This window comes from Candidatus Bathyarchaeota archaeon (assembly GCA_026014685.1).
Classification (GTDB): Archaea; Thermoproteota; Bathyarchaeia; order Bathyarchaeales; family Bathycorpusculaceae; genus Bathycorpusculum.
The window spans coordinates 53,252-68,478 of record JAOZHW010000022.1; the positions used below are offsets into that span (position 1 = coordinate 53,252).

The following is a 15,227-nucleotide window of genomic DNA, read 5'->3' on the forward strand; positions in this document are numbered from 1 at the left end:
CTTTTTTCTGTTAACTCTAAATATCACTGGGTGATATGGGGGATAACGGAAATGATTCCGGTTATAACAAATTGTACTGCAATCGCAAGCACGATTATTGCCATCAGCGCGGTTACCACGCGTATACCGTCTTTCCCTAAAAGCTTGAACAATCTGTGCGCATGCACCATTCCCAAGTAGGATAACAGAACCCCAACGGCTATTCCTACAAATACGAAAACTGCCTCAAAAACACTGATTGCCTGCGAAAACAACAAGATGACTGTAGTTATGGTTCCTGGACCTGCGGTAAGAGGAAAAGTCAATGGAATAATTGAAATTTCTTCATGATTTTCTTCAGTTGAAAACCCGTTTTTTTCAGAAAGCATCCTCAACGCGATTGAAACCAGAAGAATACCGCCTGCTATCTGGAATGCGTATACTTCAAGGCTAAATATTTGAAAAAGAAGTGTGCCTGTAAGAGCGAAAAAAGCCAAAATAACGAAGCCTAATTTTGTGGCTTTAGCAGCTATTTTGCGGTTTTTCTCAGGGTTATTTCCCTTCGTGAGCGCGATGAATACAGCGGTGGTGCTGAGGGGATTCATCACTGCCACGATAGATGAAATTGCTACTATCGCAAAGTCAACTGTTGAGAAAGCTGCGCACCTCTTTAGGTGCAGAAAGTAGCTGTTGGATATAAATATTTCATGAGGGTTTCATTTCGTATTCATCGTTTTTTTCTGCGATGGTATGTTGTTGTAATAACAAATTTTAAATCTCTGCTACGACGCAATAACAAAAGAACAAAAAGAGAGGGAGAACGTAATGGTTGACATTATTCAAATTTTAGCGATAGTTGTACCGATAATTTTTATCGTGTACGTTTTGCTCTCGTCACTTCGTATTGTTAGACCCATAGAGCGAGGGCTAGTTGAACGTCTGGGCAAGTATCACCGATTTGTGCAGCCAGGCATCACGCTGCTTGTGCCCTTCGTTGACCGCATCATAAAAGTCAACATCACCGAACGCATGACCCCCGTGCAACGTCAAGACGTCATCACAAGAGACAAAGTATTCATGGGTGTAGACGCAGTCGTCTTCTACAAAGTGAAGACCGACGAAACCTCAGTCAAAGCATCCCAGTACTTTGTAAACAACTACGAATCCCAAATCGACACCCTAGCACGAACAGTGCTTCGCGACATCATCGGCGGCATGGACATGACCGTAGCAAACACCAGCCGCCCCACCATCAACGCAAAACTCAAAGAAGCACTCGACGAACAAACCAAAGACTGGGGTATAGAAATCGTCCGGGCAGAAATCAAAGACCTCGAACCCCCACGCGGCTTAATGAGCAGCATGGAATCCGTGCTTAAAGCCGACAACGAACGCCAAGCCGCAGAAAAAACCGCCATCGCACAGGCCACATTGGCAAGTGGTGAAAAGAACGCGGCGATTCAACGGGCGGAAGGTATGAAGCAAGCAGCCATATTGCAGGCGGAAGGTCAAAAAACAGCCACCATCGCCATCGCAGAGGGTGACGCGCAAGCTACGAAACTGCGCAACGAAGCCTTAACCACCTACTTCAAGGACTCCGCCATAACCTTCAAGCAGCTTGAAACAATCATGATGTCGCTGCAGAATAATACAAAAATCATAGTGCCAGAAGGCAAAGCCATCTCGCTGATACTAAACGAGCAGGAAAACCTAAACAAAGCCACGATTCTGCCGATACCCCCGCCGCCAGCACAGAAGAAAACCACCCAATAACAAAGTTAGGGTTTCACGCCGTTTTTTAGGTGTGAAACATAATCCTCTATCATTTTTTCGTGCTCAAACGCCAAAGGCAAAGGCAACGCGTCTAAGCTGAAAAGTTGCATCTGCTGGATTTCGCTGTCTTGCTTTTTTAGCTCTCCACCCACAGGCTTAACCACAAAGCAGGTGGGGTAGTACTCGTATTCTACGTCATCTTTGACGCCTACTTCAACATATTCGCCCAATACCTCTACTATCGCTACGTCGAGCCCTGTTTCCTCTTTGACTTCCCGAACCACAGTTTGCTCTATGGTTTCCCCAGGGTCCATTCTGCCGCCAGGCAGCGCCCAGTAACCCACAAACGGGCGCGTGTTGCGTTTTATAAGCAAAATCTTACCATCAGGGTAAGGGATTATCGCGGTCGATGTTTTGCCAGTGTATTTTTTCATATTGTTGCCTCAGGTTGTGTACTTCTTTCGCCAGTTAATAAGCACAGTGACCGCAAAGATGGTTATTCCAGTGAAAACCACCACGGGACCAGGATGCTGCCCAAAATAGTTCGCCAAAAGCACACCCGAAACGGCCGCAACTAACCCGAAAACCGCGCTAAACATCACGTACCTGTGCATGTTAGTGCTCAAGTTTCTGGCCGCAATCGCAGGCACTATTACGAGAAAACCAACTAGCAGGGTGCCGACGATTTGGATGCCGATAGCTACAACCAACGAAACCAAAAGCAGATACATCAGGTTTGTCCTAGCCACGTTGATGCCTTTTGAAACAGCTAGATCCTCGGAGATCATTGCTAAGACGACTTTTTTGTAGAGCACCCGTGTGAGGAGGATGGCGCCGATTGAGATTATAACTGCAGCTCCAACATGCATGGCGGTGATTTTGGTTATGTCTCCAAAAAGTGCTTCTTCTAACGCTTCTAAATCGTCCCCCATTAACAGGATACCTGCTGCTAACGCAAAAGTAAACATTGCACCAACGAGTGCCTCAAAAGAAATCTTGGTTACCCGCTGCAGATGCCAAATTATGACGGCTGAAATAAACAGGAAAGCAAACGCACCGACCAAGGGATCAAAATTGAAAAGGATCCCAATCGCCAAGCCGGGTAATGCAACGTGGGAGAGAGCATCGCCGACGAGCGCCATCTTTTCCAAAACCATCAAGGAACCAAGGTAACCTGCAGATATACCGACGAAGACGGCAGTTATGACGCTGTAGAGCAGGGCCTCTGACATTATGGTTCTCCTTTTTGGGTTTCAACACAGACTGTTTCGCCGTAGATCTGCTTTTGGATGTTTGGTTTGCCTATTTCGCTTGAGGGACCGCAGTATGTTACGCATTTGTTTAGGGCAAGTAAGTCGTCAGCGTATTCTTGGACGATATGTATGTTGTGGGTGATTAGGAGAATGGTTATTTTCTGAGTTTTTTTGATTTCGTTTAGCATCAAATAAATGGGTTCCTCGCTGTCCATATCCACACCTGTAGTGGGTTCATCGAGGAGCAGCACGTTTGGGTGGTCGATTAATGCCCAAGCAATAAGCACCCGCCGCAACTGTCCACCCGAGAGGACTCCGAGACGCTTGTTTAGGATGCTTTTGTCGGTTAACCGTACACTCTCTAGCGCCTCTATGTAGTTTCCTTTTCCGATGGAGAGAAACTCCTTCACAGACATCGGCACATCGGAGACAGTTACGTACTGGGGAACATAGCCAATCTTGACCTTTTCAGTCCACTCAATTGACCCAGTATAAGGTAGAAGGTTTAGAAGAGTGCGCAGCAAAACCGTTTTGCCTGCCCCGTTAGGTCCCAATATGGCTAAGGTTTTGCCTTTTTTAACGTTGAAGCTGACATGGTTTAGTAAGGTTTGGTTTTGCAGTTTAACTCCAAGGTTTGAAACCTTCAATATGTAACCGTTAGCATCCGCCATAATTCTCGTCTACCATAAACAGCACATTAGTAACTGTATGACGAGTACAATAAGTTTTTTGAAGCCAAAGAGGGCTAACTCTTAACTAAACTACTTAAGTCAGTCTCTTCCCGCTCAGACAACCAACCAGCACCTTTAAGATAACTCAAACCCACGTTTATCCTGTTGACGAAGTCACTGTTTTTTAAAAGATTTTTTCCCTTTCCTGACCCCCAGAGTTCTCTCTCGAAAACGCTGTTATGCCACGTCAACGCTTCCACGTTGTCCATAAGTGTTGCCACTGTTTTGTAGCGGGGCGTTAGGAGATTTTTGGTTTTGGAGAAGCCTAATGCGCCTTTGAGCTTCGAAGAAAGGTCAACTTCATTAATCGTTGAAGGAGGGATACATAGGTAGCGTCTTGCTGAATTATACTCGTAGCAAGCAACGTAGAATGGAACATAAACCAAAGTTGGGGTTTTTATTTGTAAGTCACTGATACCTAAATCGTCAAAGCCCGAGGTGAGGGTTTCTTCAAGTTTTAGGTTTTGTTCAATGCCCTCAACGATGGGTTTCTCTAACGCGAGTAGCCTGTTACTTTCTTGTTTGAGCGCAAACGTTTTTGCGTCCCGAGCTTCTTCCAACCTAATCAGAGGTTGCCTCGCCGCTTTTATTTGGCTCTCCAATTCGAAGTTGAGGTTTGACAGCATATCTGATTTCGATTTGACAATTCGTTTTATTGAATCTTCAGTATTTTTTAGCTCTTTTTTCAGTGCAGAGAGTTCTTTTTGGGCTTTCTTGCTTTTGTCTTTCCAACGTTTCTCATAAATTTTGTGACCCTGTTTACCATGCAGTTTAGCTTCCCTTTCGTATTGTCGAATCTTGATTTCAAGACGTTTTATGAGCCGCTCAATTTTAACACTATACTTCTGCTGCTCACTAAACTCTTTATCGAAACTGGTGGTTACTTGTTTGATTTTTTTAGAAAAAGCCTTTTTTATTGCCGCCACTTGTGGGTTTATGAATTCTGCTTGAGCTTTGATTTTCGCGTTAGCTTCTTCTGTGGCAGCAACGATTTCATATTCGATTTCAGTTATGTATTGGCTACTGGTTTTTCTAAGCAAGCTGAGGCATTCGGCGAGTTTAGCTTGATTTTCTCTCAGCTGTGATTGCAGGTTATCTATCTCTGTTAAGGGTGCTGAAATTCTTGTTTCATCAAGAACAGGCGAAAGCAAAATCGCAGACTCACCTGTTTCGTTTGCTTCTTTTAGGTAACTTTTGAATTCGTTTTTGAAGTCGGGGTTCGTGATTAACCCTCTAAGTGTAAATGTTTTCTCATCGGGAACCTGCTTGAAGTATCCGCCATGCGCGGCGAGAAAAGAGAGGTAGTTTTCTCTGGGACGCTGATTTGCCTCTAAGGCAGCTAAAAATTCTTTTGCGGAAAGCGCTTCCGTAAACTGCAAATTGTGTGCAAAGCCGCCTAAACCATCAAACAACAAGACCATTTTGTCTTTTGGAAACAACCACACGGGATACCCAGCTTTGGCGAGGAAGGCCAATTTCTCTTGGGGTTGCCTTGAAAGCAAACCGCCCCCCTTATTTCGCGCCATCTCTGCAACTGCAAAAACCGCTGCCGCCTCAGCCTCTGGTCGGCTACCTTTTTGACCTGAAAAGGAGAGAATAGAGGGGGTTGTTTGGGTGGTAACCATTAGGGTCTGTGATGGTATAGAGGGCTTGGTTTTTTTAAAAGTTGCCTCATTTATGGGGAGGTTGAGGGGTGAGTTCTTTTTCCATGGCTTTAGCTAAACGTTTCCAGAGGTCACAATCCGCTTTACACAAGCGGTCAGTCAGAACTTTTTGCTCCTGAGATGTCAGGTTTTCTTTTTGTTCAATGTGGTGAGCAGTAAACTCTAGACACGAGCCACCATCGCCTTCGGGTTTAATTTCGTAGATGAATTGTGAATGCTTGTTTGGACCTGAAATGTGTGTGGAAACCCACATTAACTGGTCGGGGTAGAGATGCACGAGCTTTTGTTTCTCGATAACTCCGCTTTTTGTGTGGAAAGTTTCTTTCAAGAGAACTACGGTTTTGGCTATCCACGTGACTTCTTGTTTAGCGTTGTCTTCACCCATCAATGATGGATCATCTGGCGAATAATCGACACACCAATGGTATGCCGCTTGGGCTTGAACTTTGAAAGACTGGCTGAAATGATAACAGAGTCTATGAGGCATATTGATAGCGCAAACGGAAATGTGTTCGCATGATTTATATTACGCTTACGTCAAAGCTCCAAGAAAAAATTTATGGAGGTGATTCTAAAGAATCAGAAAGTAGAGATCGCCATTGCGTTCGATGCGTGCACAGAAATATAGTTCAATTTGATGTGTCCGATTCGCTTCTTGATTCAACAACTCAAAAAGCTGGAATACCAAGTAATAATCTATATTGTTGACCAGAAAAATTTATCTCTTGCAGGACAAAATAGCTGGCAAGCAAGATATCTCTAAAAGAAAAGTAGGGAACGCAGTTTGGAATGTATTTTTAGAATTCGCCGGGTCATTACGGAAAGCTATACTTGTTACGATCGCTGTGTTCCTTTGGAGAAACTCTTTTTATCTGCAGGATGCGAATTTCAAGAGGCAGTGGCTTGTTCTAAAAAAGTACGTAGAGCATTTACCCTTATTAATTTAGAAGACGAATTTAGGGACGAAAAATTTAGAAAAAAAAAATAATTGCAAAAGTCTGGAGCATTCCATACCTGTTAAGCATCCCCCGCGATTTTAGAAGTAAACTCCGAAAAATCAACAACGAAGTAGCCAAAATGGAAAACTCGGGCGCTGATCTTAGTACCTATGTTCACCGCTTATCTATGTTAGGCGGTTCATTATTTGAAACTAAAAGTGGTTTAGAACAAACACAACAAAAGGTAAACTCGATTAGTTCGCTTTTAATAGAGACTACTTTACTTCAAGACATCATATTGGATCTTGATTCAGATATTAAAAATAGAAAATACAACCCATTGAAAGGATATACCTCTGTTCAAATTGCAAAGGTTTCAGAACAACTGGAAACAAAATTTAACAAACTAACCGAACCGCTCATCAACATCAAGAACACAACGCAAGTTCCACCCAAGAAAAGAAATTTCTGGGAAGATTTCTTGAACATTTCCCTCCCTAAAATGAAAAGATTACTTGGCTGAAAAGAAATCGCTTATGCGTCGCTGGAACAGCGCCTTCTGAAGCAGTTGACTCTGCAGTATCCAACGTTGCATTGGGATTTCAAACCTGCCCCCGATGAACTGCAGTGACTCCGCGAGGCTTTTGAACATGTAGGGCTTCTGGCGCATGGCGTTACGTACATTTTCGCGGACTTGCCACACGCCTATGGGCATGATGTAGCCTGGGCGGGCTTCTCGCAGCACGATGGCGGTTGCTTGGCGGCGTTCTTTTAGGAGCAACTCGCACACTGCGAGGCGGGCGCTGTAGTAGCAGCCGCCGATTGCGGCGTAGGTGCTGCGTCCACTGTTGCCTTCCCAATCAGAGTAGATAGCCACTGATGAGCCGCCGGGGTTCCAGACTGTGCCAGGGTACCATGCCTCCATGGATTCGTAGCTCCACTGTTGGGGAATCATCAAAATCTCAAACACGTTATCCAAATAGATGGATTCATACACGCGGTACTCGTTGATTTCTGGGAAAGTCTTCACTTTCTCAACCAAACTTTTAGAGATGATGTCATCGACTGCAGTGATGCTCCAGCGTGTGGGCACAAGCCGCCGCTTCTTTTCAATACCAAAAGCGCCGACGCTAAACGCCTTCTGAATCTTAGTAACCATGACACCGCGATTGTAGAGTTCCACCACCGCATTGGTAGCCCGAAGGTCTGTGTCGTAGTAGGCTTTCTCAATTTTGTCGTTATAGCGGGCGCTGCCAACATGGAGGTCACGGATGGGGGCTGAGGGCCCAAACGGCTGCACGTCATCGTCGAGGTGTATGGAACCGCGGGGTTTTTTGGTTAGGTTAAGTTCAATGTCTACGCTGTTGTCGGCAAGGGCCAAATCGCGTGTCTGATCCAAAATCTTGTTTGAGTCGGTGGTTTTTTGCACGTTAACGCGATGTTTCCCCCTCACGAGGAGACTGCGGAAACCGACGATTTCATCCATGGATTTGCCGAACCACTGCTCAGGCAAGTCATAGATGCTTGTGTCCTCATGCACAGGCGGCACCAGCGGCCCAATGTAGACGTTGGGGTAGCCGATTCTGCCTATGAAAACGCTGGGCGGCGACATGCCGTCGATGTCTTGGGTTTCCATCAAAGGGACGCTTTTGAGGAAGGTGTTGACTTTAACCATGATTGGGCAGCGGGTTTTGCCGCAGAGAAACCGTGCGCCTTTGCACAGGACGCAGAGGCTGCTGTTGCTGTGGGTGATGACTTGCTGGTCGAGGGCGTTTTTATTGACTTTTCGTATAACATCCACTAGCCAGTTGTTAGGGTTCTGCGTTGGTGCGGGTGGTTTTTGGGTTAAAGTCATGTCTGTTTATAGTGGGCAAATGTTGGTTCATATCTTTTCTGCACAGGTTCATTTAAAAAAGCTCGAGCACTAAGCGATTTGTTAATCCTTTGAATTTTTTGGATTATTTTATCAGCTTTAGTTCTTTCTTTAAGATGTTTAAGAAGCGTGTTGTAGATAGGTAGTGATCGGCAAATATTTTTCCATCGTTGATTAGCGTAAAGGTTCCGTAAATTGAAGGCGCGTTTTGGGCTTCTTTGGCGGTTTTTAATTCAGTCACTTTGAGATCCAAACCCTTTTCGTTAGCCATTGCAGTTAAGTCTCGGATGGAACGAGCGACCCATGGGCACTGGTTGGAATAAACAACGTTAAGCCCCTTGTATTGCAGGAGCTGTTTTCTCCAATCCTTAAACTTGGGCAAAGCCGCTTTGCGCAGAGGTTTAACGAGCAATTCAAAACGGTCATCTTGGGCAACTAATTCAAAGCCATTCTTGAGGAATAGGTTTTTAGCTGCCATGTGGGGTCCATCGCTTGTCACAACCGCAACACCTGCCTTATTCTGCTGCTCTGCGTCTTTGATTGCTTCTTGGAGTAGAAGTGAACCGTAGCCTTTTTGTTTGTACTTGTTGGGGTTCATCCAGATGCAGTGGATAAACAAGTAGTCTGCTGCATCCACAGCTCGCCATGCATACTCGCCAGGGGTGTATTCGATGAAGCCGTTGGGTTTCTTTTCGTTTTGAAGTAACAGGTGCTTTATGGTTAAGCCCTCGGATAATCGGTCTTTGAGCCATTCCAGCTTGATTTGGTGTCCTTCCTGTTTTGGGTTGAGAAAGCAGGGGCAACATAGTTCTGTATAGTTTTCGGGGGTTAAGGTGACTACTTTGGGGGTGATGCTCATCTTTGGGACCACTAAAAAATAAGTGATGCTGTGTTTAAATGATTTTTTGACAGAAAAATGTAGTGACGACCAATGTGATTATACTACGTATTGGATTGCGATTTCTGGAACATGCGCTTGCATCTGGACGTTTCCCTTGTAGAGTTGGGGTGCATGCTTAAACAGCCATGCCGTGAGTTGTTTACAGCCATCTGGGTTGCAGGAAAACTTTTTCTGCTCTCTTTTCCATGACTGACAAGTCGCGCAGGGTATTTCGTCTTTTTGCATGACAATCACCATATCGTTAATCTTGCGATACTATTATTGCTTGTGAAAACCCAATCTTTAGCGGCTATTTATATTCAAAATCACACAAACCGCCTGAAATGTGGAGAAGTGGCGCCCAGGCCGGGATTTGGACCCGGGTCCTGCGGGCGACAGCCGCATATACTGGGCCGAACTATACTACCTGGGCAAACTAATGCGCCGCAACAATACACATTATTTTAGCTAATTAACCTTTCTCGGATTTGACGGTTAACGCTTTGTCTAAACATAACAAAGCATGCATCTATATCTATGGCGACTGTTTAGCGAGGGCTTTAATAGTGCATAGAAGCATTTACCTGTTCAACACAGTGACCGAAATTGACAAGGGTCAAAGCAAACACGGCTCAAGGGGCGGTTTTACAGAAATATTGGCTCTCGACAGTGCTGTTGCTCTTGGCTGCCGTCTCTTTTGTTCAAAGCTATGTAGCCGTTTTGTCGGCGTTGATTTTCACTTTTCTGGTTCCAGGCTTAATTGCCTACCGCTTCTTCCACTTGAAATCACATGAAGTCTGGGCTTTCATCCCCATCTTTAGCGTTTTAGTTTCGGTGCAACTGATCTATTATTTGTCGTTGGTTTTAGGATACTCCAACCTGACAATCGGGTTGTGCTTTTTTGTTTTAGCCGCAATTTACCTTTTGGTTGTTTACAAAAAAGGCGAACCCCTTAAACCTCAAAGTCTGCTGAGAATTGGTCAACTCAAAAAAAGCAACCTGCTGCTTTTCACAATAATCTTTCTAATTTCGCTCTCAGTGCTCTGCCTAAGTGTCTGGCGGGGCAACCAATACGGCATTATCATTACAGGCTCTAACTGGCAAGACACCCCTTTCCACTACGACATAATAGAAAGCCTAAACAACGGCAACTTCCCACCCCAAACCCCTAACTACATCGGTACACCCCTAACATACCACTACTTCGTCGATTTTCACACCGCCATAGTTGAGAAAGTCTACGGTTACTTGCCCACGGCATTACCCGTTTTGAACGCGTTGTTTATCGTCGTGTTCGCAGTTGCCATCTATGCTTTGGCGCGGCATTATGGGCGGCGCGCTGCGTTTGTCGCTACGGTTTTGGGGATTTTCGGTTGGGGTTTCAGCTATACTGGGCTCTTCTCAGCCTTATTCGACGGAACGTTTAGTCCATACCAGAATTACATCTACCAGTTTGGGCAGATGTTTGGGCTGCCTTCGATTTTCGATAACTTACTGCAGCAGCGACCCTTGCTGATGGGGTTGCCTGTGTTTGCACTGGTTCTCGCGTTGATGCGGGATATGAGCGACAAAAACCGCCTCTTGCTCGCAGGTATACTCACAGGATTGGTTTTTCCTTTCCACAACGTAGCCTTCTTCTGTTGCTACGTTGCCTACGCTTCGGCGGTCATTTTTAGCATGCGAAAAATCCACAGAGGCTACTTGTACTTCCTTCTGCCAAGCGTTTTTGCTTTGCCGTTTATCTTTTCAGGTGGCCCCCCGCTTTCAATCAGCCTCAGCACCGCCTTTATTTCGCAGTTCGCTCAGAATCCCTTCCTCTACTACTTCCTAAACCTCGGCGTACCCTTCATCTTAGCCATTGTCTCATTCATCAAACCGGGTCATGAATACCTCAAATTGACGTTTCTGTTCCTGTTTTTGATCCCCAATATTTTGTTGATGACGCCTTGGGTTTGGGACATGTACAAGTTTTTCATCTTCGCCTGGGTGCCCATCGCTGTGCTGAGCGGAATTATGCTGGCGAAAACCAAAAAAATCGTTGTGATAACTTTGGTGTTGCTATCCGTGATTACCTCGGCTAGCGTCATAATCTACAATGTAGGCACCGACTACACGGGGGTCAGTTGGGGCGAATACCAAGTCGGCATCTGGATCAAGGAGAACACACCTGAGGGTTCGGTGTTTTTGACTTATTATAGCATTCAGTGTCCACCGTCGATGATTGCGGGGCGGCTTAGGGTTTCATCGTATGTTTATTGGCCTTATGGACACGGCGAACCGCTAAGTGAAGTTAACGCACGAGAGAAAGCAATCGATGGCGCTTACAACGGCACCGAGAGCCAACTATCCACAGTAATCCAAACATACAATGTTAGCTACGTTTATGTGGGTAACGACGAGTTGCGCAACTATCCCGGATGCATTGCGCATTTAAACGAAATAAATTGGTTGGTACAGGTTTACGCCAAAGACGGCCTATACGTGTACCAGGTAGATTGGGCAAAACTTGGCGGTTAGGGCTGCGTTTTGGGTGGCGCTTGGTGCTTCTTACCCGACATGTAGGTGAGGTCTATTCTACACATTGTGGTTTTGGCGAGTTTTTCAGGCTTCACTCGCGCCAGTTTCTCTTCAGGGGTGTTGGAGCTTTGGCGTACAAGGGTTTCAAGCGCATGCCTCTTTTCCTCTAAATCCGTGATAAGACTTAGTTTGCCGCTGAAATGCACTGAAGTGTAGGCGTAGTCGCATTCGTCGGTGACTCCATAATCCAGAACGGCTTGTCCCCAAACCTGCGGGTTAACCTGCGCGTAGACCAGTTTTTTGCCTTCCGGTGCACAATGGAAGTAGAGGCAGTTTTTAGCTTGGTCGTAGCCGTGGCTTAACGAAACAAGGTAGGGCTCGTTGTTCATACATAAGGCTATGGTGACGTATTTTGTGGCTTTAAGAACCTGCTGCATCTCGGAGGTGTTGGTGATTTCTCGGTCTTTGCGTCTAACGTGGAATGACGACATGGGGAAAGGTTAGGTAAATGTGTTACTTAACTTTTAAGCGGTTCTGTGGCAGGCTTTTTTCAGTTTGTCCACAACGAAACCGATTACCGTTGGCGTGAAAATCGAAAGTGAAGCCAGTAGGAAGTTCAGCGGGTACACCATGGGGTACTCGAAGAGGTTGCCGCCGTATGAGCCCCAGATGTTTTGCAGATTTCCCCAGAGTTGGAAAAGCGACCACGCCGTCGTCCACAGCAACGCACCCGCAAGACGATGCAGATACTTCCGTCGTTTGCTGATGGCTTGGCCTTTTTTGGCGTAGGAAAAGTAGATTTCGCCTGCAACTGCTCCTGCTCCGCCTGGGAAAAACGCGTTAACCAAAATCTTTTCAACCAAATTGCCTGGTACATAGTGGTCGATCCAGGGGGTTTCAAGCAGCCCAAGTATGGGCAAAACGACGTTGCCTGTGGCAAGCCGAATCACTACGGGCACAGCGTATATGGCGGCGCCGCTGATTTGCCAAATCCAGAACCGCTTGGCGCGCAATGTGTACGTGAGCGCTTGAAAAGACATAAACTTAAACTGTCACATGTTTTTAAAAAGCCTTCTAAAGATAGAGATACGGTTCGTCGGCGATTTCATGTTTCACTCTTTATGCTTGGGTGGTTGCTACATTATGGGCGATTAGCTATAAGGGTATAGAAATGTTTCATATTGTAGATGGTCTAAGGTATTGTGTTGTCTGGAATTGTTTGCTACTTCTGGAAAAGGTTTATTTCGTTGCATGACGTTTTGATGTGAAATTGCAGGCGGACAACCTTGTCCGTTGGGATGTGGCCGAAAGGCTGAACCGCAAACAATAGATACAAAAGTGATTGAAACATGGCATACAAATACATAGCTGAAGAATGGGCGAAACCCGAAGACAGTTTCGTCGATGAACTCATGCGCCAACGCCTCGTAGAATGGCGAAAACAGCCTTCGACTGTGCGCATAGAGAACCCAACCAGACTTGATAAAGCAAGAAAACTCGGCTACAAAGCCAAACAGGGCTTCGTAGTTGCAAGAACCAAAGTCCGCAGAGGTGGACTTAGAAAATTACGGCCAAAAGCAGGCAGACGCCCCAAACGTATGGGTGTCAACAAATTCAAGCCCGCAAAAAACCTACGCTTAATCGCAGAAGAAAGAACTGCAAAACACTTCCCGAACCTAGAAGTACTTAACAGCTACTGGGTTGGCGAAGACGGCAGACACAAATGGTTCGAAGTGATCCTTGTGGACCCCAACGCACCGACCATAAAAACTGACAAAGACATCAGTTGGATCACCGAGAAACAGCACACAAGCCGTGTCTTCCGCAGCATGACCAGCGCAGGCAAAAACGTTAGAGGCTTACATCACCGCGGTGCAGGCGCAGAAAAAGTGCGACCAAGCCACCGAAAAGGCGCAAAGAAACACCACGGCGTAAAACGTCAACGCAAAGGAGACGGCCAATAAATGCACCACATAAAACCCACCATTGTTAGCCAGAAGGGCAAACAAAAACAGGGCAAAGGCTTCAGCATAAACGAGCTAAAAGCTGCAGGCATCAGCAAGCAGCAAGCTCAGCGGGCTGGCTTACCTGTTGATGTGCGCCGAAAGAGCGAACATGAGGAAAACGTGGCTGCGATTAAGGCACACGCCAAGAAATCAAAAGCCTAAAACCGCAAATTACTATGCACTCTTTTTTTGAGTGCCCTTCAAATTTTTGTCGCTTTTGTTTTGCGTTTTTTCTTTTTATGTTTGTGTAATCAAAACTTCTAAATCTCACCAGATCGAATACAACCAGCAGGAAAAGAGGCACCGCCATGGAGAAAAACAGAGACCTGACCAAATCTGTAGGATACATCGACGTACGAGTTTTTGCTCATGCAACAGAGAATCAAGCAAAGGTAGAAACAGCAACAAAAAACCTCTTCACTGAAGCACTTACCGAATCATTAGTTTTCGAAAAAGCCGCTCTTTCAGGTCACCACTCAAACCCCATTATCCTCCTAACCGCTAAACTAACAGACCGCAAACTCCTCCCGTCTGCACTTGAGAAAATAGGCGCAAACCTTAGCTCTTTAGACAAGGCTCAGCTAAACGACGAAATCAAATTGCACCTAGAGAAGGGGAACTTGTACTTGCGTTTTGATAAGCAGGCGGCTTTTTTGGGGCAGACAAAGTTTACGCAGAATGATCCTATTCATTTGAAGGTTCATTTTAGGGATAAAACCAGCGACGAAGTTGTAGAGTTGGCTAAGCAGTTTGGGTTGCTGCCATGAAGCGTACGTTTGTGGATTTGCATTTACGGGTGAACCCTAAAGATACACAGTCAACTCGGCGTGTGATCGAGAAGGCAGCAAAACTGGGCTACACAGCTATCAGCATTCCTTTTTGCGGGCAACTTGAAGAAGACCAAACCCTTGCACTCAAAGCAACTTGTGTTGAGGTCGGGTTGGATTTTGTTGTTAGGGCGGACTTTAAACCTCGGAACCAAGAAGACCTCATGCGTTTCCTACGTAAAGCTCGTCGCAAGGTCGAAGTTATCTGCATTTTCTGCGACAACAAAGAAATCGCTCGCCAAGCAGCCAAAGACCACCGCGTCGACCTCATAAACTTCCAAAGCATAGACTACCGTAAACGGTTTTTTGACGGCGCCGAAGCAGAACTTGCAAGCTGCAGCCAAACCGCCTTAGAAGTAAACATAAAACCTCTTCTGATGCTTGAGGGTCCGCCACGTGTGAGGTTGCTTTCAAGTTTGCGGCGCGAAGTTGTTCTTGCCCGCGAATTCCGAGTTCCAGTTGTCCTCTCAAGCGGTGTCTGCGAGACTTCCCTTATGCGTATGCCTCGGGACATGGCAAGTTTAGCTTACCTGTTCGGGTTAAACGAAGCCGAGGCTTTGGACGCTGTTTCTTCTAATCCGATGGCTATTGTTCAGCGTAACCGCGAAAAACTCGATGCATCGTTTGTTGCTCCAGGCATTCGTTTAGTCAAGGAGGGTAAACAGGATTGAAGCGGGTTAAACGTAGATATTTAGCAGTTCAACTTGATTGTGACGGTGTTCCAGCGGAGCGGGATTTTTTGGATGCTGTTTGGGCGTCTTTTACGCGTTTGTATGGTGAGGTGGG

18 protein-coding genes and 1 tRNA gene are annotated in these 15,227 nt (G+C 45.8%); 7 read left to right on the forward strand and 12 right to left on the reverse strand.

Translation table 11 applies throughout. The features are described from left to right. Positions 1-23 precede the first annotated feature (23 nt). A complete protein-coding gene (locus tag NWE96_11435) occupies positions 24-659 on the reverse strand; it encodes a MarC family protein (protein ID MCW3984581.1) in 636 nt (211 codons plus the stop codon). A gap of 145 nt (positions 660-804) precedes the next feature. On the opposite strand from NWE96_11435, the gene NWE96_11440 reads away from it, so the two are divergent. Continuing rightward, positions 805-1,752 (forward strand): SPFH/Band 7/PHB domain protein, encoded by a 948-nt coding sequence (locus NWE96_11440; protein MCW3984582.1) that lies wholly within the window; start codon positions 805-807, stop codon positions 1,750-1,752. A 5-nt stretch (positions 1,753-1,757) separates the two neighbouring features. Here NWE96_11440 and NWE96_11445 read toward each other — a convergent pair whose 3' ends face one another. The 5 genes from NWE96_11445 to NWE96_11465 all read right to left on the reverse strand — a co-directional run bounded on the left by NWE96_11445 (position 1,758) and on the right by NWE96_11465 (position 5,887). Further along, a complete protein-coding gene (locus tag NWE96_11445; GenBank protein ID MCW3984583.1) occupies positions 1,758-2,186 on the reverse strand; it encodes an NUDIX hydrolase in 429 nt (142 codons plus the stop codon). Positions 2,187-2,195: 9 nt separating this feature from the next. Beyond that, positions 2,196-2,984 (reverse strand): metal ABC transporter permease, encoded by a 789-nt coding sequence (locus NWE96_11450; protein ID MCW3984584.1) that lies wholly within the window; start codon positions 2,982-2,984, stop codon positions 2,196-2,198. Continuing rightward, positions 2,984-3,676, reverse strand: coding sequence for a metal ABC transporter ATP-binding protein (locus tag NWE96_11455; GenBank protein ID MCW3984585.1), 693 nt, complete (start codon positions 3,674-3,676; stop codon positions 2,984-2,986). The genes NWE96_11450 and NWE96_11455 overlap by 1 nt, the downstream gene beginning before the upstream one ends. Positions 3,677-3,750: 74 nt before the next feature. Beyond that, positions 3,751-5,361, reverse strand: coding sequence for a hypothetical protein (locus NWE96_11460; protein MCW3984586.1), 1,611 nt, complete (start codon positions 5,359-5,361; stop codon positions 3,751-3,753). A gap of 46 nt (positions 5,362-5,407) precedes the next feature. Further along, positions 5,408-5,887: a hypothetical protein gene (locus tag NWE96_11465; GenBank protein MCW3984587.1), complete on the reverse strand. Its 480-nt coding sequence runs from the start codon at positions 5,885-5,887 to the stop codon at positions 5,408-5,410. 590 nt (positions 5,888-6,477) lie between these two features. Between NWE96_11465 and NWE96_11470 the strand changes: the two genes are divergently transcribed. Then, a complete protein-coding gene (locus NWE96_11470) occupies positions 6,478-6,861 on the forward strand; it encodes a hypothetical protein (protein ID MCW3984588.1) in 384 nt (127 codons plus the stop codon). Here the strand turns inward: NWE96_11470 and NWE96_11475 are convergent. The 4 genes from NWE96_11475 to NWE96_11490 all read right to left on the reverse strand — a co-directional run bounded on the left by NWE96_11475 (position 6,850) and on the right by NWE96_11490 (position 9,524). Continuing rightward, positions 6,850-8,193 carry an Nre family DNA repair protein gene (locus NWE96_11475; protein ID MCW3984589.1) on the reverse strand — a complete coding sequence of 448 codons (1,344 nt, stop codon included), beginning with the start codon at positions 8,191-8,193 and terminating at the stop codon, positions 6,850-6,852. The two genes, NWE96_11470 and NWE96_11475, sit on opposite strands and share 12 nt — an antisense overlap. 103 nt (positions 8,194-8,296) lie before the next feature. Continuing rightward, a complete protein-coding gene (locus NWE96_11480; protein ID MCW3984590.1) occupies positions 8,297-9,070 on the reverse strand; it encodes a GNAT family N-acetyltransferase in 774 nt (257 codons plus the stop codon). A gap of 78 nt (positions 9,071-9,148) precedes the next feature. Further along, a complete protein-coding gene (locus tag NWE96_11485; GenBank protein ID MCW3984591.1) occupies positions 9,149-9,337 on the reverse strand; it encodes a hypothetical protein in 189 nt (62 codons plus the stop codon). 109 nt (positions 9,338-9,446) lie between these two features. Next, a tRNA-Asp gene (locus tag NWE96_11490) sits at positions 9,447-9,524 on the reverse strand. A 173-nt stretch (positions 9,525-9,697) separates the two neighbouring features. Between NWE96_11490 and NWE96_11495 the strand changes: the two genes are divergently transcribed. After that, the gene (locus tag NWE96_11495; protein ID MCW3984592.1) at positions 9,698-11,608 is read left to right on the forward strand and encodes a hypothetical protein; all 1,911 of its coding nucleotides are present in this window, start codon (positions 9,698-9,700) and stop codon (positions 11,606-11,608) included. Here NWE96_11495 and NWE96_11500 read toward each other — a convergent pair. Further along, on the reverse strand, positions 11,605-12,099 hold the full coding sequence (locus tag NWE96_11500) for a pyridoxamine 5'-phosphate oxidase family protein (GenBank protein ID MCW3984593.1): 495 nt from the start codon (positions 12,097-12,099) through the stop codon (positions 11,605-11,607). The genes NWE96_11495 and NWE96_11500 overlap by 4 nt on opposite strands. Positions 12,100-12,132: 33 nt before the next feature. Next, positions 12,133-12,648, reverse strand: a complete 516-nt coding sequence (locus NWE96_11505) for a hypothetical protein (protein MCW3984594.1) — start codon at positions 12,646-12,648, stop codon at positions 12,133-12,135. A 309-nt stretch (positions 12,649-12,957) separates the two neighbouring features. On the opposite strand from NWE96_11505, the gene NWE96_11510 reads away from it, so the two are divergent. From NWE96_11510 to NWE96_11525, 4 genes are all read left to right on the forward strand, one after another. Continuing rightward, positions 12,958-13,572, forward strand: a complete 615-nt coding sequence (locus tag NWE96_11510; protein MCW3984595.1) for a 50S ribosomal protein L15e — start codon at positions 12,958-12,960, stop codon at positions 13,570-13,572. Continuing rightward, complete coding sequence (locus NWE96_11515; GenBank protein ID MCW3984596.1) at positions 13,573-13,776, forward strand: ribosomal protein L13e; 204 nt, start codon at positions 13,573-13,575, stop codon at positions 13,774-13,776. It begins immediately after the preceding gene. Between the two features lie 146 nt (positions 13,777-13,922). Continuing rightward, positions 13,923-14,381, forward strand: coding sequence for a hypothetical protein (locus NWE96_11520; GenBank protein ID MCW3984597.1), 459 nt, complete (start codon positions 13,923-13,925; stop codon positions 14,379-14,381). After that, entirely contained in the window at positions 14,378-15,112 is a 735-nt protein-coding gene (locus tag NWE96_11525; protein MCW3984598.1) for a hypothetical protein, read from the forward strand. The genes NWE96_11520 and NWE96_11525 overlap by 4 nt, the downstream gene beginning before the upstream one ends. The last annotated feature ends 115 nt before the right edge of the window (positions 15,113-15,227 follow it).